General features: G+C 53.2%; 19 protein-coding genes. 2 read left to right on the top strand and 17 right to left on the bottom strand.

Translation table 11 applies throughout. The features are described 5' to 3' along the window. Positions 1 to 46 precede the first annotated feature (46 nt). Both adhP and exaC read right to left on the bottom strand, forming a co-directional pair. On the bottom strand, positions 47 to 1,075 hold the full coding sequence (adhP, locus tag CEK60_RS14870) for an alcohol dehydrogenase AdhP (RefSeq protein WP_198361369.1): 1,029 nt from the start codon (positions 1,073 to 1,075) through the stop codon (positions 47 to 49). A 121-nt stretch (positions 1,076 to 1,196) separates the two neighbouring features. Beyond that, complete coding sequence (gene exaC / locus CEK60_RS14875) at positions 1,197 to 2,717, bottom strand: acetaldehyde dehydrogenase ExaC (RefSeq protein WP_009721344.1); 1,521 nt, start codon at positions 2,715 to 2,717, stop codon at positions 1,197 to 1,199. Between the two features lie 119 nt (positions 2,718 to 2,836). Between exaC and CEK60_RS14880 the strand changes: the two genes are divergently transcribed. Further along, entirely contained in the window at positions 2,837 to 3,520 is a 684-nt protein-coding gene (locus CEK60_RS14880; protein WP_089039695.1) for a LuxR C-terminal-related transcriptional regulator, read from the top strand. Positions 3,521 to 3,534: 14 nt separating this feature from the next. Here CEK60_RS14880 and CEK60_RS14885 read toward each other — a convergent pair whose 3' ends face one another. The 11 genes from CEK60_RS14885 to CEK60_RS14935 form a co-directional block, all read right to left on the bottom strand. Continuing rightward, positions 3,535 to 4,947 carry a hybrid sensor histidine kinase/response regulator gene (locus CEK60_RS14885; protein ID WP_089039696.1) on the bottom strand — a complete coding sequence of 471 codons (1,413 nt, stop codon included), beginning with the start codon at positions 4,945 to 4,947 and terminating at the stop codon, positions 3,535 to 3,537. Then, positions 4,919 to 6,106 (bottom strand): nitric oxide-sensing protein NosP, encoded by a 1,188-nt coding sequence (gene nosP, locus CEK60_RS14890; protein WP_089039697.1) that lies wholly within the window; start codon positions 6,104 to 6,106, stop codon positions 4,919 to 4,921. The genes CEK60_RS14885 and nosP overlap by 29 nt, the downstream gene beginning before the upstream one ends. Continuing rightward, positions 6,060 to 8,312: an ATP-binding protein gene (locus CEK60_RS14895; protein ID WP_089039698.1), complete on the bottom strand. Its 2,253-nt coding sequence runs from the start codon at positions 8,310 to 8,312 to the stop codon at positions 6,060 to 6,062. The genes nosP and CEK60_RS14895 overlap by 47 nt, the downstream gene beginning before the upstream one ends. Beyond that, the gene (locus CEK60_RS14900; protein ID WP_089039699.1) at positions 8,302 to 8,841 is read right to left on the bottom strand and encodes a molybdopterin-dependent oxidoreductase; all 540 of its coding nucleotides are present in this window, start codon (positions 8,839 to 8,841) and stop codon (positions 8,302 to 8,304) included. The genes CEK60_RS14895 and CEK60_RS14900 overlap by 11 nt, the downstream gene beginning before the upstream one ends. A 211-nt stretch (positions 8,842 to 9,052) precedes the next feature. Then, positions 9,053 to 9,871: a DUF2189 domain-containing protein gene (locus CEK60_RS14905; protein ID WP_089039700.1), complete on the bottom strand. Its 819-nt coding sequence runs from the start codon at positions 9,869 to 9,871 to the stop codon at positions 9,053 to 9,055. Between the two features lie 318 nt (positions 9,872 to 10,189). Further along, positions 10,190 to 10,618, bottom strand: coding sequence for a universal stress protein (locus CEK60_RS14910; RefSeq protein ID WP_089039701.1), 429 nt, complete (start codon positions 10,616 to 10,618; stop codon positions 10,190 to 10,192). Positions 10,619 to 10,629: 11 nt separating this feature from the next. Continuing rightward, positions 10,630 to 13,224: a TRAP transporter permease gene (locus CEK60_RS14915; protein WP_089039702.1), complete on the bottom strand. Its 2,595-nt coding sequence runs from the start codon at positions 13,222 to 13,224 to the stop codon at positions 10,630 to 10,632. A 137-nt stretch (positions 13,225 to 13,361) separates the two neighbouring features. After that, positions 13,362 to 14,336 carry a TAXI family TRAP transporter solute-binding subunit gene (locus tag CEK60_RS14920; protein WP_089039703.1) on the bottom strand — a complete coding sequence of 325 codons (975 nt, stop codon included), beginning with the start codon at positions 14,334 to 14,336 and terminating at the stop codon, positions 13,362 to 13,364. A 427-nt stretch (positions 14,337 to 14,763) separates the two neighbouring features. Beyond that, positions 14,764 to 16,065, bottom strand: coding sequence for a TRAP transporter large permease (locus tag CEK60_RS14925; protein WP_089039704.1), 1,302 nt, complete (start codon positions 16,063 to 16,065; stop codon positions 14,764 to 14,766). Further along, positions 16,055 to 16,534 (bottom strand): TRAP transporter small permease, encoded by a 480-nt coding sequence (locus tag CEK60_RS14930; RefSeq protein WP_089039705.1) that lies wholly within the window; start codon positions 16,532 to 16,534, stop codon positions 16,055 to 16,057. The genes CEK60_RS14925 and CEK60_RS14930 overlap by 11 nt, the downstream gene beginning before the upstream one ends. A 65-nt stretch (positions 16,535 to 16,599) precedes the next feature. Next, complete coding sequence (locus CEK60_RS14935) at positions 16,600 to 17,610, bottom strand: DctP family TRAP transporter solute-binding subunit (protein WP_038477858.1); 1,011 nt, start codon at positions 17,608 to 17,610, stop codon at positions 16,600 to 16,602. Between the two features lie 249 nt (positions 17,611 to 17,859). Between CEK60_RS14935 and CEK60_RS14940 the strand changes: the two genes are divergently transcribed. Further along, the gene (locus tag CEK60_RS14940; RefSeq protein ID WP_089039706.1) at positions 17,860 to 18,726 is read left to right on the top strand and encodes a DMT family transporter; all 867 of its coding nucleotides are present in this window, start codon (positions 17,860 to 17,862) and stop codon (positions 18,724 to 18,726) included. A gap of 18 nt (positions 18,727 to 18,744) precedes the next feature. Here the strand turns inward: CEK60_RS14940 and CEK60_RS14945 are convergent, their stop codons facing one another. From CEK60_RS14945 to modA, 4 genes are read right to left on the bottom strand one after another with little or no spacing between them, the layout of a single operon-like run. Then, on the bottom strand, positions 18,745 to 19,269 hold the full coding sequence (locus CEK60_RS14945) for a DUF192 domain-containing protein (RefSeq protein ID WP_038477864.1): 525 nt from the start codon (positions 19,267 to 19,269) through the stop codon (positions 18,745 to 18,747). Then, entirely contained in the window at positions 19,266 to 20,456 is a 1,191-nt protein-coding gene (locus CEK60_RS14950; protein WP_232471391.1) for an ABC transporter ATP-binding protein, read from the bottom strand. Before CEK60_RS14950 ends, CEK60_RS14945 begins: the two co-directional genes overlap by 4 nt. Beyond that, the gene (gene modB, locus CEK60_RS14955; RefSeq protein WP_089039707.1) at positions 20,449 to 21,117 is read right to left on the bottom strand and encodes a molybdate ABC transporter permease subunit; all 669 of its coding nucleotides are present in this window, start codon (positions 21,115 to 21,117) and stop codon (positions 20,449 to 20,451) included. The genes CEK60_RS14950 and modB overlap by 8 nt, the downstream gene beginning before the upstream one ends. Beyond that, on the bottom strand, positions 21,117 to 21,884 hold the full coding sequence (gene modA, locus CEK60_RS14960; RefSeq protein ID WP_089039708.1) for a molybdate ABC transporter substrate-binding protein: 768 nt from the start codon (positions 21,882 to 21,884) through the stop codon (positions 21,117 to 21,119). The genes modB and modA overlap by 1 nt, the downstream gene beginning before the upstream one ends. Between the last annotated feature and the right edge of the window lie 2 nt (positions 21,885 to 21,886).

The raw sequence follows: 21,886 nt of genomic DNA on the forward strand, positions 1-21,886 counted from the left end.
CGGCAGGGAATAAAAGGGGGAGCTATCGTCTCCCCCACTTGCTCGCTCAGCTCGCCATATCCAGCACAATACGGCCTTCTATCTTGCCGTCGATCATACGTTGGAAGACATCGTTGATATTGTCTAGCGTGTCGGTCGCCACAGTCGCTTTGACTTTGCCTTCAGCGGCGAAATCCAGCGCTTCTTGAAGATCACTGCGCGTCCCCACGATAGAGCCACGAATGGTAATACCGTTAAGCACCGTGCTGAAGATCGGCAGTGGGAAGTCACCCGGAGGCAAGCCATTGAGCACCAGAGTGCCACCACGGCGCAGCATGTTTTGCGCTTGATCAAACGCCTTCGGCGATACCGCTGTGACCAGTGCCCCATGGGCACCGCCAATAGTTTTCTTCAGATACGCCGCAGGGTCGGTTTTCATCGCGTTAACCGTCACTGTGGCACCTAGCCGTTCGGCTAGGGCTAATTTACCGTCGTCAATATCAACAGCCGCGACGTTCAGCCCCATCGCTTTCGCGTACTGCACTGCCATATGCCCCAAGCCGCCAACGCCTGAAATAACCACCCACTGCCCAGGGCGGGTATCGGTCATTTTCAAGCCTTTATAAACCGTTACTCCGGCACACAGAACCGGAGCTATTTCGATGAAATCAACGGCGTCCGGCAGACGCCCTACATAGCCCGCATCCGCCAAGGTATAGTCGGCAAACCCGCCGTTGACCGAATAACCGGTATTTTGCTGGGATTCACACAGGGTTTCCCAGCCGCCTAAACAGTGTTCACAGTAACCACAGGCTGAGTACAGCCAGGGCACGCCGATACGATCGCCCTCTTTGACATGGGTAACGCCGTCACCCACCGCCACAATATGCCCAACGCCTTCGTGCCCTGGAATAAACGGTGGCGAGGGTTTTACCGGCCAATCGCCGTGTGCTGCATGTAAATCGGTGTGGCAAACGCCAGAGGCCGCCACCTTCATCAGCACCTCTCCCCGCTTGGGACGAGGCACGTCTACTTCTTCTATCGCTAGTGGCTGGCCGAACTCGCGTACGACTGCCGCCCGCATTGTGTTATCCATGATGCAACTCCTGATAGTTGTCGATGTGGCAACTTGTGGTTGCTCTTATCGTTACAGTAAGCGTCAGAGGAGTAGCAAAACGCCCGGCAATGGCCGGGCGATATCACTGCAGAATAGCGTATTAGAAGAAACCTAGCGGGTTAATATCGTAACTCACTAGCAGGTTCTTAGTTTGCTGATAGTGCTCAAGCGCCACTTTATGGGTTTCGCGACCTACGCCTGATTTCTTATAACCGCCAAACGCAGCATGGGCAGGATACTGGTGATAGCAGTTAGTCCATACGCGACCTGCTTGAATGCCACGCCCCATACGGAAGGCGACGTTGATGTCACGGCTCCATACGCCGGCACCCAGGCCGAACTCGGTATCGTTGGCAATGGCGAGCGCTTCTTCTTCATCTTTGAAGGTGGTAACAGCGACCACAGGTCCAAAAATCTCTTCTTGGAAGACGCGCATCTTGTTGTTGCCTTTGAGCAGTGTCGGCTGGATGTAGTAGCCGCCATTGATGCTGTCATCCAGGCTCTCTTTATCGCCGCCAGCAAGGAACTCGGCGCCTTCGTCGCGCGCGATGTCCATGTACGACATGATTTTATCGAACTGCTCTTGTGACGCTTGAGCACCTACTTGCACGTCGGTATCCAGCGGGTTACCGCGCTTGATGGTTTTAGTCCGCTCAACCACCTTGGCCATAAACTCGTCGTACATGCTCTCTTGAATCAACGCACGAGAAGGACAGGTACATACTTCGCCTTGGTTGAAGAATGCCAGCACTAAGCCTTCGACGGCTTTATCAATAAACGTCGGCTCGGCGTTCATGATGTCAGCAAAATAGATATTGGGCGATTTACCACCCAGCTCCACTGTCGAGGGGATAATATTTTCTGCGGCACATTTAAGAATATGCGAGCCAACCGGCGTCGAACCGGTAAAGGCAATTTTGGCAATACGCTTGCTGGTGGCGAGTGCTTGGCCTGCTTCTGCGCCAAATCCATTAACGACGTTTAGCACGCCGGGGGGCAGCAGGTCGCCAATAACCTCCATAACTTTCAATATCGAGGCAGGAGTTTGCTCAGCTGGCTTCAGTATGACGCAGTTACCCGCGGCAAGGGCAGGGCCAAGTTTCCAAGCAGCCATTAGAATCGGGAAGTTCCAGGGAATAATTTGACCAACAACGCCCAGCGGCTCATGGAAGTGGTAGGCAACAGTGTTAGCATCGATATCCGCAGCCGTACCTTCTTGTGAACGCAGGCAGCCAGCAAAGTAACGGAAGTGGTCAACAGCCAGCGGAATATCCGCATTCAGGGTTTCACGAACCGCTTTTCCGTTATCCCACGTTTCTGCGACAGCCAACATCTCAAGGTTTTGCTCGAGGCGGTCGGCAATCTTAAGTAGGATGTTACTGCGCTCTTGAACGGAGGTTTTACCCCAGGCAGGCGCTGCTTTGTGAGCTGCATCTAGCGCTTTCTCAATGTCTTCAGCGCTAGAGCGGGGAATTTCGCAGAATACTTGGCCGTTAACAGGACTGATATTATCAAAGTACTGGCCGTTGACCGGGGGAACAAACTCACCGCCGATATAGTTGCCAAAGCGTTTCTCAAAGGACACAACGGAACCAGCATCACCCGGGTTGGCGTAGATCATGGTAAAGCTCCTGAGTATTATGATTATTAAATAAGGTGCCTACCCAGTGTTAGCCACACACGCCATTTACGATATAGCCCGATGGCAGGACGCACCCTCATCCCTTGGTAGGAGACGCCATGTACTCGTTGCTAGTGGCAGATGACCATCCGCTGTTTCGCGAAGCACTACACGCGGTGATTAGCGCTGGTTTAACAGATACTCAACTGCTGGAGTCGGACAGTTTGGCGGCGGCTATTCACACGATAGGCACCCACGATGAGCTTGATCTGCTGTTGCTCGATTTAAGCCTGCCCGATGCCGATGGACTAGAGGGTCTGACAATACTTCGAGAAAGATTCCCATGGCTCCCCGTCGCTATTGTCTCGGCACATCAGGAGCGCCAGTTGGTGTTAGATGCCATTACCCAAGGTGCCGTGGGCTATATTCCGAAATCAACTCCCCGAGAGCAGCTGTTAGCAGCACTCAACCAAATTCTTCAGGGGCAACTTTATCTGCCTGCAGATATTATGCGCCAGCCGCCCCCACGCATGGAGTCATCAGCGTTGACGCCTTCGTCGGAGGTATCCCGCGAACGGCTAATACGCTTAACCGACAAGCAGTTAGATGTATTGGGTTGCATGGCTCAGGGGATGTCCAACAAACAGATCGCACGAGAACTGTTCATCGCTGAAACTACCGTTAAAACGCATGTCTCGGCTATTTTACGCAAGCTAGGTGCAACAAGTAGAGTGCATGCCATCGTCATCGCAGGTGAAGAGGAGCTAGGCGCTTATCTTGCCAAACGAACCTCTTCCACCTAGCCGCCGACTTCCCGTTAAGCGGAATTCTCTAAGAGCGTTCCCAGTAGCATCTTTAAGCGAAGAGGCTTAAGCGGCTTTAACAAACAGTGCATACCCGCTTCCCGGGTGGCCCGCTTCAAGGCTGCCTCATGGTTGGCAGTGATGACCACAGTGGCTAACCCTGGATAGCGTCGACGCAATCTTGCCGCCAGATCAATCCCATTTTCGCGGTGATCCCCCAGGTGATAATCCACCAACAGCACAGCCGGGCGCTCACCGTCACTCGCTGCTTCCAGCGCACTCACCGTTGCGGCTGCCCTCACCCGACACCCCCAACTGCCCAGCAACGCCTGCATTCCTTCTATAATCGCGGGATCATCATCAATCACCCAAATGACACAGCCTTGTAGCGGATCGTGCTGCCAACGATCAGATCCAGGCAACGCTTTTGGCGCACACGCAACGGGCGATGCACCCGCGCTTGGGGCTGCATTAGGTACTGGCACAGAGAAAGGGACCAGCACAGAAAAAAGCGAGCCACGCCCAAGCTGTGAAGTCAGCGACACAGGGTGCTCTAACATAGTGCTGATACGATCTACGATTGCCAGTCCCAATCCAAGCCCTCGGCTGTGGCCACTTTGGGACTGGTTGGCGCGGCGAAATTCTAGAAAAATTGCCTTACGCTGTGGCTCTGGTATCCCCGGCCCAGTATCGCCCACCATAATTTCAAGACCGTTGGCGCGTCGTCGACAGCCAAGCAGTAAGTGACCATGTTCGGTGTAGCGCACGGCATTGCTGAGGAAGTTGCGCACGACACGCGCCAGTAGCGCTAGATCAGATTCGACCACCACGCTCGACGGCACATAGTGAAGCGTCAGCCCACGTACAGCGGCCACTTGCCGATACTCTTCGGCCAAGGCATCTAGCAGTGTGCTTACCGCAAACGGTGCTTTATCCGCGTGAAGTACGCCGGCATCCAGGCGGGAAATATCCACCAATGTACCTAAAAGCCCTTCAACATCCTTTAACGAACGCCCTATGTGCCCTACTAAAGCCTGGGACGCCTCGGGTAGCGCATGCGTTTCTAAGGCACTGGCGAATAACCGTGCGGCGTTTAACGGCTGAAGCAGGTCATGACTGACCGCCGCTAAAAATTTCGTTTTGGAAAGATTGGCCGCCTCTGCTTCGGCATTCGCCGCCAGCAGTCGTGCATTTACTTGGCTAAGTTCATCTAATGTGCGATGAAGTGCGTCGGTGCGTTCGCGTACTTGCTCTGCCAGCAGCACCGAGCGCTCAAACGCTGCATAAGGAGCGCTGTTGGGGCTTGCTCCGGACTCCACACGCTCCATTAGCGCCTGGCAAACCTTACGCAAACGGCGATTTTCCTCGCGCAGCGTGGCATTATCCGCCGCAGTATCGCTATCCGCCGCTAGTTGGAAGAGCGCCAAAAGCCACCCCCGTAAAGGTTTGGTTTACGTGCATGCCATGATGATGTTCGCCGTAGGTATTAAACCCCACCACTCGTGCCTGACGAAGCAGCGCTGACGCCTGATCCAACTGCTGCAAAGACTCAAGCGCCATACGCCTTAAGAAACAATCGCAGCCTATAATCGAAGGTGTTGCCCCCAGGCGTTGTTGCACGCGCTGTAGCATCACCTCTAGATCTAAGAGTAACGGCGCAGGCCGCATCGCGGTGAGCACAATGCCCGTTTCTACCGCACAGTAAAACGTTAGGCTAGCATCCTCATTCACGCGTTGTATTGAACGAATATAGTGTTGACCGCCGATATAAACTGCCAGCGGGTGCTGGGCAAAAATGGATGGCGATAGCGCATCAACAGAACAGCCGACTAACGCTGCATACACGTCAGCAGCAGGTAACCCGTTGAGCTCTAGCACTCGGCGCTGCTCCCGGTCAGCCTCTGTTACCACTAACTTATGGGCAAGCGGCTCAAGATGATGGGTAGAAAACACCTCAAACGGAAGCCGTGTGTTAAGCATTACCACCACGGCGGCGCGGGTATGAAAATGCCCATTCGCATAAACATGGGTATGGGTAAGGTGATTATCATCACCGGCCGAGCCGCCAAAGCTGGGAATACGGCCAAGAGCAGCATCTAGGGTTGCTAATACCTGTTCTTCACGGCTGGACAAACCATCTAGCAACGTGAGGGCAAAGCTATGCTCGTTCACCGGTGCAACTGCCTGCTGTCGACAACGCTCCAACAAGGTATCGACGAGCGGTTGTGCGCAGCTAAGGTCAAAGTGTTCAAGGTCGTCTACCAGTGCGGTTTCAATTGCAAACACGCGACTATCAAAACCTATCGCAACCACAGAGCCTCGGTCATAGCCTTGCGGTGTAATCTCGCCCGCCGTCGTGCAACCACTCATCGGCACCTTATCAAACGCACCGCCAAGGGCAGTTGCTAGTTCCTCTAACGGATACTCTGCACTGCAAAAAAACAGCACAAAACCTAAGTGCTCATGGCCTAGCTGCTGAGCCAGTTCATCGGCGGCTTGGAAGGGATTTAGCTGGTTGCTGGCAGCGATCTGAATACCGCTATTCTTCGGGGCTATCGTCACGGCGCCATTTCTCCAACGCTGCATGAGTTCGCGAAGCGGTTTGCCTCAACAGGTTCATGGTTTCAGTAAAATCTTGCGGTGAAGACGCGCTGTTACTGGCGATTATTTCGAGCCGTTTAGCCTCAGCGGCCAAACGCTCTGCCCCAACACCGAGCGATTCGCCGCGCAGCTGATGTGCTAAGCGCGCCACTTGCTTGGCTTGCTCTGTTGTCAGCAATTCCGCGTTGCTTAGGTAAGCAGCCAACTGTGCTGAGTAATCACTCACTTGCTGGTAATAAAGCATGATGATCTGATCGACACTTTCAGCTCCCAATGACATAACCAGGGACTCTAGTGTTGCACGGTTAAGGAGTGGCTGTAACTCTTGCTGCTCCTGATCTAAAGGCAACGCCGATAAGGCATCTGGGCGCGAAGCCGTAAACAGCTGCAGTGACAGCACATGGCTAAGGGCAAGTAAGGATAGCGGTTTGGTAATGTAATCGTTCATTCCCGCTGCTAGGCAGCGTTGGCGAACATCTTCCACGCCGCCAGCCGTCATGGCCACAATCGGCACGTTAGCCAGCCAACCGCCTTGAGAGCGAAGCCTTTTGGTCACGGTTATGCCATCGATATCCGGTAGCTGGATATCCATAAAGATAAGGTGCACCTGCTGAGCCTGCACCATGTCCAGAGCATCTTGACCATTTTCAGCACAGACGACATCACATCCAAGGCGCGACAGTAGCCCAGTGGCAACTTTACGATTGACGGCATTGTCTTCCACAAGTAGTAAGGATGTGCCTGTAAAATCCTGCGTTGGTTCGGGCGGCAATGGAGCGGTGACTGGGCTGGCTTCTACAAGGGGCAACTCGCACCAAAATGTGCTGCCCTGCCCAGGAGTGCTACGAACCCCTAGTCGTCCTTGCATGGCTTCGCTTAAGCGTTTACAAATCGCCAAACCTAACCCAGTACCGCCAAACCGACGAGCAACTGACTCATCCGCTTGTTGAAATGGCTCAAACAGTGACGCCTGTTGCTCCTCATTTAAGCCACAACCAGTATCACAAACTTCAAATAACAGGCTCTTTACCGTGGAATAAATACGTATATTGACTTTACCATGGTCAGTAAATTTAATAGCGTTTGTGATGAGGTTAAGCAAAATCTGGCGCAATCGGCTGGCATCGATCATTACCCATGCCGGTACTAAAGGATCAACATATAACGTTAACTGCAGGCCTTTTTCCTTAGCACGAGGCTCAAAAAGCGATATTACGCTGTCGACTAATGGTTTCAGGGCGGTGGGCGCAGTTTCAAGCGTTAGGTGCCCCGCTTCAATCTTTGAAAAATCAAGAATTTCATTGATCATCGCTAGTAGCTGATTAGCGCTGTCATGAATCGTACGAGCATAGTCTTCTACTTGCGCAAGGCTAGATGGTTCACGCAGCAACTCACTCATACCAATAACGCCGTTGAGCGGCGTGCGAATCTCATGGCTAACCATCGCTAAAAAGTCAGATTTAGCGTGATTTGCAGCTTGCGCCTGTGTGGCAGTGACTTCAAGTTGACGACTCAGTTGCTCCTGCTCACGCCGAGCAGCGGCGCTTTCTCGCATTTCACGCACCAGAAACACAATGACCAGCAATACAGCGAAACTCATTCCCACTAATAGAGACATTAAAAGCTTATATAAAATATTTAATAGCACGCGCTCTTCAGTAGCAGACTCCGCTAGATAACCATTAATAGCGATAACAAATCGCTCTGTCAGCCGAGTTAGCACCAACAGCTCTTCCTCTAGCTCAGCAATCGGCAGCTGAGGTAAAGATGCATGAGGTTCAAACATGGGATCTAGCGTATCTAGCTGCTGCTGAATTTGAACTAATAATGCTTTTGCTATGCTGATATTGTCTAACAGCAGGCTCACTTCGCCCTCTTGCAACAGCGTCATTCGACTATAGAGCAGTTCGAAGTGCAGGTTCAGATCGTCCTGATCGGAAGGTGAAATCGGGCCACGGGTGGCCGCAAGTAAGTGGTTGAATAGCTGAATCGCATCGCGATCAAGCTTATAAACTACCCAAGCCGTATCTTCTCTCAAACTTTGTGTCAAATTATCCTGACGCCAAGCCGCTAAGGCTGCCACTACCAGAGCTGCCGCGAACAGCAGGACGGTAATCATAGCAACCACTTTAAAGCGACGCGGATAACGCAGCAGGCGGGGAGCCCGAGAAATAGACTGACTAACGGACATTTATCTGCATAACTTGCCAAACAGCTCTAAAACGCATTTTTTCACTTAAAAGAGCCTCGTCTTGGCTGAAAGGATAAAGCACCCACAAAGGGCCGTACTCTCGGATGGGAATGCTTTGCCCATCCCGCTCTAATGCTAGGATAACGTCATACTTATAAAAATCACTGATCGGTATTTCCGCCTCGAACCCGTTTAAAGCGGAGACATACACACTATTTCCAGCACTATTTCCAGCACTGTTTCTAGAGCCGTTTCCAGGACTATTCTCAGTACCAGGCAGCCCGACATGCTCTAACAATGTGCGCATCAGCGGTCCGCTATAAGTACTACTGCCCTCAGTCCACGGCGTGCCCGTTTCAAAGGAGTGCTGTGGCAAAGCTTGTAACATATCACGGTCAAAGCGTGCGCCCTGGGCTGTGTTGAAATGTGTTATATCACCGTTGACTGTGAGAATAACAGGCCCTTCGGGCATATCGAGGGAGGCCTCTGTCCGCACATGACCCGTCACGGGAATGCTGAGCAACAGCATAATCCCTCCCAGTAAAAACGCTTTCACAACGCTTACCTCACGACACAATATCTTGAAAACAGGACCGTTTCTGTCAACTATCAAGACAGGCAGGACTCTGGATAAAAAAGAGATAGCGCAAAGGTTACGCTATCTCTTTCACATAGTCAGGTTAAGTATGTTTTTACTTAGCAACGCGTATGAGGCTCAGCATTTCAAGGCACTCTGACCGTTAGGTCTCAAGCTTTTCGACTGGTTCAAAGCGCACCAACTCTTCATAAGCATGCCATGTTGCATGGCCTAAAACGGGTAAAATGAGTGCCAAGCCTATGTAAAACGTAAGCACACCAATCAAAACGCAGCCTGTCAAAATAGCAGCCCACAACAGCATCGGACGGAAGTTTTTGGCAACACAGCGCACGCTAGCTTCGATACCCTCCATAAAAGTAAGATCTTGATCCATTAGCGTTGGGATAGCCACTGAACTAATCGCAAACGCACCGAAAGCGAGAATACCGCCCGCCACTGAACCTACTGCAATCATGCCCAAGCCTTCCGGCGTGGTTAGGAGTGATGTGTATAGAGTTTCTGGACTAGGTACTTCAAAGCCAAAGAACAACGCGAACAGCAGCGTCGCAAGACGAATCCAGGCGAGGAAGAAAATCATCATCATCACGCCCATCATCGCCAACTGGCCTGCGTGCGGACGCCAACTACCGAAGGCATCGCCAAGGTTAGGAACCCTTCCCCGCTCAAGGGCAAGACTAATGCCATAGGAGCCTACCGCCACCAGTGGCCCAACAAACATAAACCCAGCGATCATAGGTAATAACCAGTACCAATAGCCGAGTGTTATTGCACCCGCTGTAATGGCTATGCTTAATCCCACCCAAAACATACCGTAGGTTAAACTGATAGCAGTTGCGCGACGAAAGTCCTCGAACCCCGCGGCAAGCCATGCACGCGGCCGATCCATTCCCACCTTATTAATAGTGATTTTTACATTAGGCATATCTGCTCGGCCGTGCGTTTTTGTTGTGGCTGCATTCATAGCATGACTCCTTAGATTTACCCCAATGCAGCGGTGGCCTTTAAACCCCATTCAGGTTGAGATCGAACTTGCCAATACCCTGAAAAAGTTGCCACATGCATGAGTTCGTTAACCATGGGTTAATGGCTTAACGTATCTTTAATGTAGCTGAGCAATGACAAGGTGGGGCTGTCTGGCGGCATCGCGTACAAAAAATCCTGCTTTCATGCCATTAACGCCAATTTATTCGATGCGTTAGCCAGCGTTAATATAACCTCACAAACAAAAACTCCAGGCCAAATGGCCTGGAGTTCGCTTAACAATCAACGAGTGCTGAGATCAGCGCACGATCATCACTGATATCTTGGCATGATGAACCACATGTTCCGCATTAGGGCCCAGAACGTAGTCTACAAATTTACGCTTGGTGTGAGATGCCATGACAATCAGGTCGGCATCTAGCTTTTTACTTACCTGAATGATGGCCTCCCATGGCGAGCCGTCGACAATCACACTCTGAGTCTTAATCTCCTCAGGCACATGTTCCTGAATAAACTTATGCTGCGCCTCTTTCAACGCAGCATGTGCTTTTTCAGAAAAGTTCTTCGGAAAGTAGGCCCCTACCATGGGCATCGTGAACTCCGGGAGCACTGTTACCACATGCAGTGAAGCTCCAAAAGTTTGACACAGAGTAATGGCCGTAGGCAGCGCCTTTGACCAAGAGGCTTCCTCGTTCAGGTCCACCGGCAATACGATCTTGCTGTACATGGCATCCTCCTTTATGCAGCAGCCTTGGCTGACGTATTATTACGACGACGACGCTGCATAACCACGATCAAACCGAACACCAGGAACGCCGGAATCCACATCAACTCCTTGATCCAACGATCCACAGGTGCCAGCACCTCGATGATTTCCTGGTCGAAATCCAGGCCAAGATCGGCCGCGGTGCTGCCGAAGGCCACCATATCGACCACGGCCCGCTCATCCTCGATCAGTAGCTCAAGCCCCAAGTTCTCCAGGCGCTCCTGCCCCGTCTGCCCTTCAGGTACGGGCAGGATCATGTAGGTGGTAAGCGGGTCACCAAAGTCATCTTCACCGCGGATCTGCAGCCGTAGCGTGCTCTCCTCGTCGACATCACCCAGCGTTTGGACGAATTGTGACGGCGGCACCGATTCATAGGGGTCATGGATCATGTCCATCCAGAACCCCGGGCGGAACAACGTGAAGGCGACCAGCAGCATGAGGATCGATTCGTACCAGCGGTTACGCACGATCATGAAGCCCTGGGAGCCGGCAGCAAAGATCAGCATCGCGATCGTCGATATGATGAAGATAACGACACCCTGCAGGAAGCTCACGTCGATCAGCAGCAGGTCAGTGTTGAAGATGAACAGAAACGGTAACGCCGCGGTCCGCAAGCTGTAATAGAAGGCCTGGAAACCGGTCCGTATCGGGTCTCCCCCTGAGACCGCCGCTGCCGCGAAGGAGGCGAGCCCCACCGGGGGTGTCACATCGGCCATAATGCCGAAATAGAACACGAACAGGTGAACGGCGATCAACGGCACCAGCAAACCGTTCTGCTCACCGAGCTGCACGATCACCGGGGCGAGAAGTGCTGACACCACAATGTAGTTGGCGGTGGTGGGCAGCCCCATGCCGAGGATCAGACTGAGCACCGCGGTGAGCATCAGGATCAGCATCAGGTTCCCCATAGAGAGGATTTCCACCACATCGGCCAGCACCAAGCCCACGCCGGTCTGGGAAACCGCGCCAACGATGATGCCGGCTGTCGCGGTGGCGATGCCGATGCCGATCATGTTGCGGGCACCAGTCACCAGACCACTCCACAGATCCAGGACACCCGCCCGAATATCCTCGGCCATCTCGCTCTGCCCGCGGAAGATTGCCGTGATAGGCCGCTGGGTCAGAATGATGAACACCATGAGCACCGTGGCCCAGAATGCCGACAGCCCAGGTGACAAGCGCTCCACCATCAGGCACCACACCAATACGATCACTGGCAGAATGAACTGCAGCCCAACCATCACTGTCGGCCGAGTCTGGGGCAGCTTGTAGATCGGCTCATTCGGATCATCGAGTTCGAGCTCCGGATAGCCTGCAGCCACCTTAAGCAGTGCGATGTAGATCACCACCAGGCCCACACTCACCGCCCAAGGCGTAGCGGAGCCCAGAACGGGTTTTAACCACCCCAAGCCATAATAGACCACCAGCGCCGTTACCATCATCAGCAATAAACCGCCCAAAAAGCCGATCACCTTGCGCACCAGCGGCTTGGGTGGATTGCTGGTTGGCAAGCCCTGCAGATTAGCTTTCATGGCCTCAAGATGGACGATGTAGATCAAGGCGATGTAGGAAATCAGTGCGGGTAGGAAGGCATGCTTGATGACCTCCACATAGGAGATGCCGACATATTCGACCATCAGGAAGGCGGCAGCCCCCATCACGGGTGGCATGATCTGCCCGTTGACAGAGGAGGCCACTTCGACTGCACCCGCCTTTTCGGCGGAAAAACCGACGCGTTTCATCATCGGTACGGTGAATGTACCGGTAGTCACCACGTTGGCGATCGAGGAGCCCGAGATCAGACCCGTCATGCCCGATGCCACCACCGCGGCCTTGGCCGGCCCACCCTTGTAGTGACCCAGCAACGAGAACGCCACTTTGATGAAATAGTTGCCGGCACCCGCCTTATCGAGTAAGGCTCCGAACAACACGAACAAGAATACGAAACTAGTCGATACCCCAAGGGCGATACCAAATACCCCCTGGGTGGTCAGCCACTGGTGGTTGACCAGACCGAAGAGACTTACACCCCGGTGGGAAAGAATGCCTGGCATGTAGGGCCCGGCAAGGGAATAGATAATGAAGATCGTGGCAATGATCATCAGCGGTGGCCCAAGCGCTCGACGTGTTGCCTCAAGCAGCAACAGGAGCCCCGCCACCCCAATGATCACATCCTGTAGGATCGGTGCCCCCGGTCGTTGCGACAACTGTTCATAAAACATGAACATATAGGCACCACAGAAGGCCGCCGCCGAGGCCAATACCCAATCCTGAATGGGAATGCGGTCGCGCGGTGAGCGCTTTAGCGCCGGATAGGCCATATAGGCTAAAAATAGCGCGAATGCCAAGTGAATGGAACGAGCCTCGGTGGCATTGAAGACACCGAAGCCGACCACGAAAGGCAATGGGGAGGCGACCCACAATTGGAACAGCGACCATGCCGCGGCGATGCTAACCAATAGTTTTCCCGGCGTGCCCGCTGGCTTGCGAGCCCCAGTATCACTCGAAGCCACCATATCCTCGAGGTCAACCGCGGATTCCGCGCTCCTGTTCTTGTCCTCAGTCATAAGCTAACCCTGCCTGGTATGTAGTGACGAAAGATCCCATTGGCATTACGCCATACAGCATCTCAAACAGAATGCGCGGCCACTCTAAGTGGCCGCGCATTCCCTCATCGAGGCGAAATCACCTCAGCTTGGCCAACTTACTCGATCCAGCCCTGCTCTCGGTAGTAACGAGCGGCACCTTCATGCAGTGGCGCCGATAGACCAGAGGTCACCATGTCTTGGGGGTCGAGGTTCTCGAAGGCCGGGTGCAGGCGCTTAAAGCGATCAAAGTTATCGAATACCGCCTTAACGGTCTGGTAGATGATGTCTTCGTCGGTTTCCGCAGTGGTCACGAAGGTTGCTGCGACGCCGAAAGTTTCGACGTCTTCGTCATTACCTTTGTACAATCCACCTGGAATGACCGACATGGAGTAGTACGGGAACTCGTCAACAATGCCCTGAACTGTCTCATCGTTGAGAGGCACCAGACGCGAATCAACGGTGGTGGTCGCTTCCTGGATGGCTCCATTGGGGTGACCCACGACATAGGCCATCGCGTCGATGTTGTTGTCAGCAAGCGCGGCAGCCATTTCGGCGGCATCGAGTTGAGACGCTAACGAGAAAGAGTCCTCGGTCCAGCCTTTGGCGCCCATCACCACTTCCATGGTGTTGCGCTGCCCAGAGCCTGGGTTGCCGATATTGACGCGCTTACCTTCCAAGTCATCAAGGGAATTAATGTCGGCATCAGCGCGAGCCAGGATAGTCAGCGGCTCACCGTGAACGCGGAACACCGCGCGCAGGTCTTCATAGGCCTCACCTTCAAAATTCCCAGTACCATTGTAAGCTTGATACTGAACATCCGACTGAGCGACACCCATGTCCAATTCGCCGGACTTGATACCGTTGATGTTGGCCACGGAGCCACCAGTGGAAGGTGCATTACATTTGATATCTGCGTCTTCCAAACGGTTCACCAATCGACAAATCGACTGACCAACTACGTAGTACACACCTGTTTGGCCACCGGTACCGATAGTGATGAAGCGTTCCTGTGCAACCGCCGGTGATGCAAACGTAGCGGCCGCAATCAGCGCGCCAGAGAAGGCGGCAGTGGAAAATACATGGCGTTTCATGGACACACCTCTTTATCTTGATGTTGTGAGCGTTATACGCTTTAACTCCACCTGCTGAACGGTTCCCTCAGGTGTTTTTCTGCCAAAACGTTTTCAAGACAATCTGTTATCAACGCCGACTAATACAGCCGACCCTTACTACTTTAGCGAAAAAAAACATACTTGGCGAAATACACGGCAAGTCATTACCGATATAACGCCCATACACATCCCAGTGCTTGCAATTAAGTCCTACTGTTTAACAGATAAACTTAATGCTTAGAGGCAATGCACTGACTATAGACGACATTGCCTACCACAAGCAGCTCAGACAACAAACTTAGATTACCGATGAATTACGTTTAGTTACCGTTAATAGCCATGCCGTATTCGCATAGCGTATAGCGGATTGAACATCTTATGACGAATGACGTCAGGCATAGGTGTGTTAGACGTTATAACCAAGTACAGATGGCAACCACAGCGCAATACTTGGAAAAATGGCCACAAGAGCAAGCGCACATCCCATCGCCACAACAAATAGCAACGCCCACCCCAAAGTCTCTTCCAAACGGATTTTGGCAACCTCTGTGGTTACCATTAAATTCACCGCAACCGGCGGGGTAAATTGACCAATAGCAATGTTCATGGCTAGCAGAATGCCGAACCAAACGGGGTTCCATTCAAAGTGCTGCATAACGGGTATCAGCACCGGCATCATGATGAGATAGATAGAAATAGCGTCAAGCAGCATACCAGCGACCAATACCGCTAGCATGACCAGCACCAACAGCAAAATACCGTTGTCTGTTAAGCCAATAATCCACTCTGCCAAATGGCGGAAAGTCCCCAGCATTGTTCCGGCCCAAGCAAAAATACCCGCTAGAGCGATAATCAACATCACCACTCCAGAAATAATCGCAGCCTCTCCTAGCAATTCCCATAAGTCACGTAACGAAAGCTCTTTCGTCAAAAACAGCCCCACAATGGTGCCATAGGCAACCGCTACGACGGCGGCTTCTGTCGGGGTAAATAAGCCTGAGCGCAGCCCCCCTAAAATGAGCACTGGAGCAAATAAAGCAGGCAACGCCTGCCTAAACGTCGTACGCACGGTCAGGGTTTCAGCGCCTGCTGCCGGTGTTCCTTCCCAGCCGTAACGCTTAGCAACGATCATCGCAGGCACCAGCAGCGCTAGCCCTGCCAAAATGCCGGGAAAAAGTCCTGCGGCAAATAGCGCGCGCAGATCAACACCGGGCACCACAATCGAGTAAAGAATTAGCGCCACGGAAGGAGGGATTAAGATAGCGGTGGATGCCGATGCTGCAATAAGGGTTGCGGAAAATGGCTTTGGATAGCCCGCTTTTGTCATGCTTGGCAGCATTACCATGGCCACTGCCGCTGCATCCGCCGGGCCCGAGCCACTCATGCCACCCATAATCATGCACACCAGCACCGCGACCAACGCCAGACCGCCATGACGAGGCCCAATAAGTGCCTGAGCAAAGCGTACCAAGCGTAACGCCACACCAGAGCGCTCAAAAATCAGACCTGTCAGTATGAATAGCGGTATCGCAATTAAAGGGTACTTGGCAATGCTGTTATAGGTATTGGTACCCAGCGTTGCCAACATATCTGGCGAAAGCCCAGCCACAATACCCACCGAGCCAGCTAGCGCGAGCGAAAATGCCACGGGCACACCCGCTATCAAAAATCCGGCAAAGGCAAGAATCATCCAAATATCAGGCGTCATTATCCAGCCCTCCGTTTAATCGATCTCGGGTTTGCTGAACGAGACGCCATACCATGGCAAAGGATAATATCGGAAGCCACACTAAGTACCACCACTGGGGCAGCCCTAACCCCGGCGATAGCGATTCCCATTGGTACTCTTGCCAGGCTAGCTTTCCACCATACCAAGTGATCAAGCCCAGAACGACTAACCCGCACAAAGCTTGAAATAGAATAAGGGCGCTGCGCCAGCGCCCTGGTAACGCCCGTTCTAAAAAACCAATACGAATATGGCGGTTTCGCCTAAGCGCCACCGATGCCCCTGCGAAAGTAAGCACCACCAGTAAAAATACGGAAAATTCTTCGGTAAACGAGAATGAGCCGCCAGTCAGGTAACGTGTGACCACATTTCCCAGACTAATCAACGAAATAATAATAAGTGACAGCGCGCCCAACCAGCGTTCAGGGCGTGCATCGGGAAAGCCTTTCATGGCAGCCTCATAACAGAAAAAACTACCGGCCCTGTAGGCCGGCAGTTATAACACCAAAGGAGTCATTAACGTGCGTCGATAGCCGACCGAGCCGCGTTAACCACGTCTTCACCAATGCGCGGCGCCCATTTTTCGTAAACGGACTGCGTGGCTTCAACAAAGGCTTGGTACTGTTCATCGGTTAACTCAGTAACCGTAACACCACGCTCTTGAATAGCCGCCAGACGCTCGCTTTCTTCCTCACGCGTCATAGCGATTTCCCACTCCCCCGCTTCAATGGCAGTTTCACGCAACAGCACTTGCTGTTCTTCATCAAGCGATTGCCATACCTGCTGGTTAACCGCAAAAATTAGCGGGTCATTCATGTAGTTCCAGAGCGTTAAGTGCTCCTGGCCCACCTGATCAATACGCGCGACATCAAATACTGAAAGCGGATTTTCCTGCCCGTCAACCGCGCCAGTGGTTAACGCTGGCTGAGCATCTGTCCAACTCATTTGCGTCGGATCTGCGTTAAGGGCAGAGAAGGTATCCTGGAACAGCGGTGAGCCAACCACGCGGATTTTCAGACCATCCAAATCCTCTGGCTGGCTAATCGGCCCACGGGAGTTTGACACTTGGCGGAAGCCATTTTCGCCCCAGGCCAGCGGCATAACACCGCGAGACTCAATCGCTGCAAAGACCAGCTCACCGGCTTCGCCGCCAGTAACCGCATCCACAGCAGCCTCATCGGGAATAAAGAATGGTAAAGAGAATAAATTCAGTTCAGGAACCTGAGGCGACCAGTTAATCGTCGAGCCTACCGCAGCATCAATTAGCCCCGAACGCATGGCCGAAAACTCACGAGTTTGGTCACCGGAAACCAACTGAGAGTTCGGGTAAACCCGCAGCGTTAGTTCTCCACCACTGCGCTCTTCCACCAACTCCGCCCACTTTTCCGCCGCTTGCCCCCACGGGAAAGCATCAGATAAAACAGTGGAAACAGAGAGTTCACGTGCTTGTGCAGAGAAAGAAGCCGAGAGTAAGGCCGCACCAGCTAAACCTACCGTTAAACGAGCCATAGAGCGTGTCAGCGTCATTATTGTCGATCCTTTTTTATCAGTTGGTATCCAGCGATATCTATTATCTACCCACAGTGCGCCGCTATTGGCTACAACATAAGCGTTAAAGCAGGCAACGCTCTATTGTAGGCACTCATGAGTTTAAAGGAAGTCGGTCGTTAGCATTTCACCGTTAACTGTGGGTAGATGAACACCGCGCCATTACGCTGCAGTAGCGCTTGCTGATATGCTAAAGCCACTGTTAAATCGTTATCAACGGATATCAACGTGCCACTACGCGACCTGTTGTTAGGCCTATTTGTCATCGCCATTTGGGCGCTGAATATCATTGTCATAAAGGTGGGCGTGGCGGAGCTACCGCCACTACTAATGACGACCCTGCGCTTTGTGCTGGTCGCTGTTCTATTGGTGCCTTTCTATCCTGTCGCTCGCGCTCAGTTGCCTTTTTTACTCTTGCTTTCCTTCACATTTGGCAGCCTACATTTTGCGCTGCTGTTTATCGGTTTGGGCCAGGCAGAAGCAGGCACTGGCGCACTGCTGGTGCAGATGGGCACGCCTTTTGCCACGCTACTGGCGGTGGTGTTTCTTAAAGAAAAACTGGGGGCAAAGCGCATCGCGGGGCTGCTGTTCTCTTTCGCTGGCGTTATTGTGCTCGCTGGAGGACCAACGCTGCCCTCACCACTGCCGCTGACGATTCTTTTGTTAAGCGCCTTTGGCTGGGCAGTTTCCCAACTGTTGATTAAGCGCGGCCCGCCTATCGCTCCCTTAGCACTGGCGGGTTGGGTAGCGTTGTTTGCGATTCCTCAGGTCGCGTTAGGGTCTTGGCTATTCGAAACTGGCCAGTGGCAGGCCATTCAGCAAGCGAGTTGGCGCGGGTGGGGAGCGATGACTTACACCGCGGTAATGTCGTCAATTGTTGCTTACGGCATTTGGTATGCCTTACTACGCCGCCATCCTGTGAATCGCGTGGTGCCAATGACCTTGCTGGTACCGGTACTTGCTGTTGGCTTGGGCGCGCTGTTGATGGGCGACAGCCTAGGTATTCATAAGCTGGTAGGCGGGGGGCTTGTGGTAGCCGGTATTGCCCTGATCGTGCTCAACGTTGGTAAGCGTCGCCCAGCAAAGCCACTGTAGTACGCCGATATCGGCACTCTATGCATCAGGGCGGCAAAATCCTGCCAAAGCAGGGACTGATACGCAGTCGCCCACCTGGATACCGCGCTCAGCGAAATAGCCTGCGTTAACCTCCAGCGCGGCATGGTAAGACGCACCGGCTGGGTAAGCGGGGCACTCACGGGGGGTATCAGACGCACAGGGTTGCATGGTGTTGATCGCTACAATGCGCCCTTCACCGTTGATAAAAGCAATATCCAACGGGATTAACGTGCGGTACATCCAAAAGGCGTTGCCAGCGGGCTGTTCGCTCTCAAACCGAAATAGCATGCCACGTGCTTCAGGCAGGTGCTCGCGCTCCATTAAGCCGCGCTGTCGCTGAGCGGCGGTCTCAGCCACTTCAACGTCTAATCGATGAGGGCCTTCCTGGCTGTGAATCGCCAGCGGCAATGTCGAGGCTTGTCGAGATTCATCAGCCCAGGCGCTCAACAGCGGCAACGGTAAGCTCGCCGCTAGTGAAACTCCCAAAGACGTCTTCAGTAGCTGACGGCGAGTAACAGTCATGACAAGTTCCTTTTATGATGAGAGGGCATATTAGTAGAAGACTGGTTATTTGAGGATATATGGCGTGACGACATAGCAACATGCTTTCCTGACATAATATGAATGCCTTCAGCAAGCAGCGACACATATACCGGCTCCCCCAGTGCTAGCTGGTTGCGCCTAGCGGCATGGGTGGCAATATCGAAACGTAGCATATCGCCATGCAAAACACGCAGCGAGATTGAGGTGATACCGCCAAGAACGACCATTTCATGCACAGTAGCAGCCACAGGGTTTTCACGCTCACCCTGTGAAGGTCGACCACGGCGATGCAGCACAATATCGGAAGGCGGTAAGTACCACGTCACCCTCTCACCCTGCGGCAGATCAGAGAGGCCTACGGCAACCTCTAAGTAGCGATCCCCCCACTGCAGCCGTTTCTGGCCATTAACACTGGTCACTTCACCCTCGAAAATATTGTGGCGATCTAAAAGCCTTGCCACCAGCGGCGAGGCAGGCCGCCGAAACAGTGCTTCGGGGCTCCCCTGCTGAAGACTTACGCCGTTATGCAGCACGCAAATTTGATCTGCTAGCGCAGTGGCTTCTTCTAAATCGTGGGTAACCAAGATAATGGGAATCGATATTTGCTGACGCAACAGCGCCAGTTCTCGCTGCAGTCGGCGTCGGGTCACCTGATCAACAGCTGAGAAGGGTTCATCTAGCAATAATACCTGCGGCTCACGCGCTAAGGCGCGTGCCAGCGCCACGCGTTGGCGCTGGCCGCCAGAAAGTTCGCTGGGAAAGCGCTTTTCCAGCCCCTCCAAACGTACATTGGCAAGCCACTGCTTGGCACGGAGCGGACGTTCAGAGTGGGGAAGATGTCCCAGGGCAAGCTGGACATTCGCTAACGCACTAAGATGGGGAAACAGCGCATAATCTTGAAACACTATGCCGATTTTTCGCTGCTGGGGGGTAAGCGAGTAGCGCCGTTCAGTTGCTAACCAAGTGCTGCCCAAACATGCCACATGGCCCTGCTCTGGTTGATACAGGCCAGCGATAGTACGCAGTAACGTGGTTTTGCCACTACCGGACGGGCCCACCAGCGCTAGAAGCTCGCCCGCTGGGCAGCTAAATGTCGCATCCAGTGGTATCGGACTACGCTGCTTGGCCATTACCTCCAGTCCGCTACCAGTGATCACTTTAGCCACGCCCCCACCTGCGCCTGCCTGCAAGCCCGTAGACCAGACCTAGGGTTGTTAACGACACCAATAGCAGCAGCGCTGACATACGGGCGGCCCCCTGTTCATCAAACGCCTGTACCCGATCATAAATAGCAATCGCTAACGTGCGGGTTTCTCCATCAATGGCACCACCGACCATTAAAATCACCCCAAACTCTCCCAACGTATGGGCAAATGTTAATGCGATAGCGGAAAGAATGCCTGGCCATACCAGCGGCAGTTCAATGCGCAAAAAGGTTTGCCAAGGGCTCAGCCCGCTGCACCAAGCAGCTTCACGCAGATTAGTCGGCACATTCTCAAACGCGCGCTGAATAGGCTGAATTGCAAAAGGTAAATTAGCGATTAATGAGGCTAGCAAGATACCGCTAAAAGTGAAGTTGAGCCCGCCCCCTGTGAACGAGGCCCAAACGCTGCCCAAAGGTGCGTCGCGGCCAAATTGCTGTAGCAAATAAAAGCCGAGCACGGTGGGTGGCAACACTAACGGCAACGCCACTAGCGCTTCGCAAAGCCCTTTGCCGCGAAAATGTGCGGTAGCCAATGCACGGCCTAGCCACACTCCAACGGGCAGCAAAAAGAGGCAGGTCAAGCCTGCTAAGCGCAGCGATACCGAGAGCGCTGTCCAGTCCATCAATCTGTATTAAAACCGTACTGTTGGAAAATAGCCTGCGCGTCTGCTTGCTGAAGCCATGCATAAAAAGCCTGTGCCACCTCTCCTGCCTGAGGTGTAAGTACCATACGTTGGCGCAACGGCGTGTGCCACGCTTCGGGAATCAATACAAACTCACTTCGCTCGCTGAGTGTTGAAGCCAGCACCAAAGAGTACGCCACTAACCCACCACGGACATCATCCGACAGGGCAAACTGCAGCGTTTGCGACACATTTTCACCTTGAATACGCAATGGCTCGGTAGTTTCCCACAGCCCAGCCTGTTGCAATACCTCTTGGGCAGCAACTCCGTAAGGCGCATGTTCAGGGCTGGCAATCGCGATACGCTGACGCTGCCCCTCCTCAAGTGTGGCAATCGCCTCATGAACACCAGCAAGCGGCGTGTGTGCATCGGGGGGTGGGTACTTTCCTTTAGGCTGCGCCCACGCCAGCCGACCACGGGCATAAATAACGCCCTCGCTATCGACGTGGCCTTCTTGATAAAGCGCTTGTACAAAGGCTTCGTTCGCCGAGAGAAACAGCTCAAAGGGAGCCCCTTGAGCAATTTGGCGGCGAAAATTTCCGGAGGAACCAAAATTGAGGCGCAGAGCATGACCCGTTTGCTGAGTAAAGCGTTCCGCAGCCTCTTCCAACGCAAACTGCAGATTAGAAGCAGCCGCAATGATAGGTGCGCCTGCAAACGCAGGCGCAGTAACAAACAGTAAACACGTTAATAGCAGGATTCGCATCA

It is taken from the genome of Halomonas sp. N3-2A (assembly GCF_002216165.1).
In the GTDB taxonomy this organism is placed as follows: Bacteria; Pseudomonadota; Gammaproteobacteria; order Pseudomonadales; family Halomonadaceae; genus Vreelandella.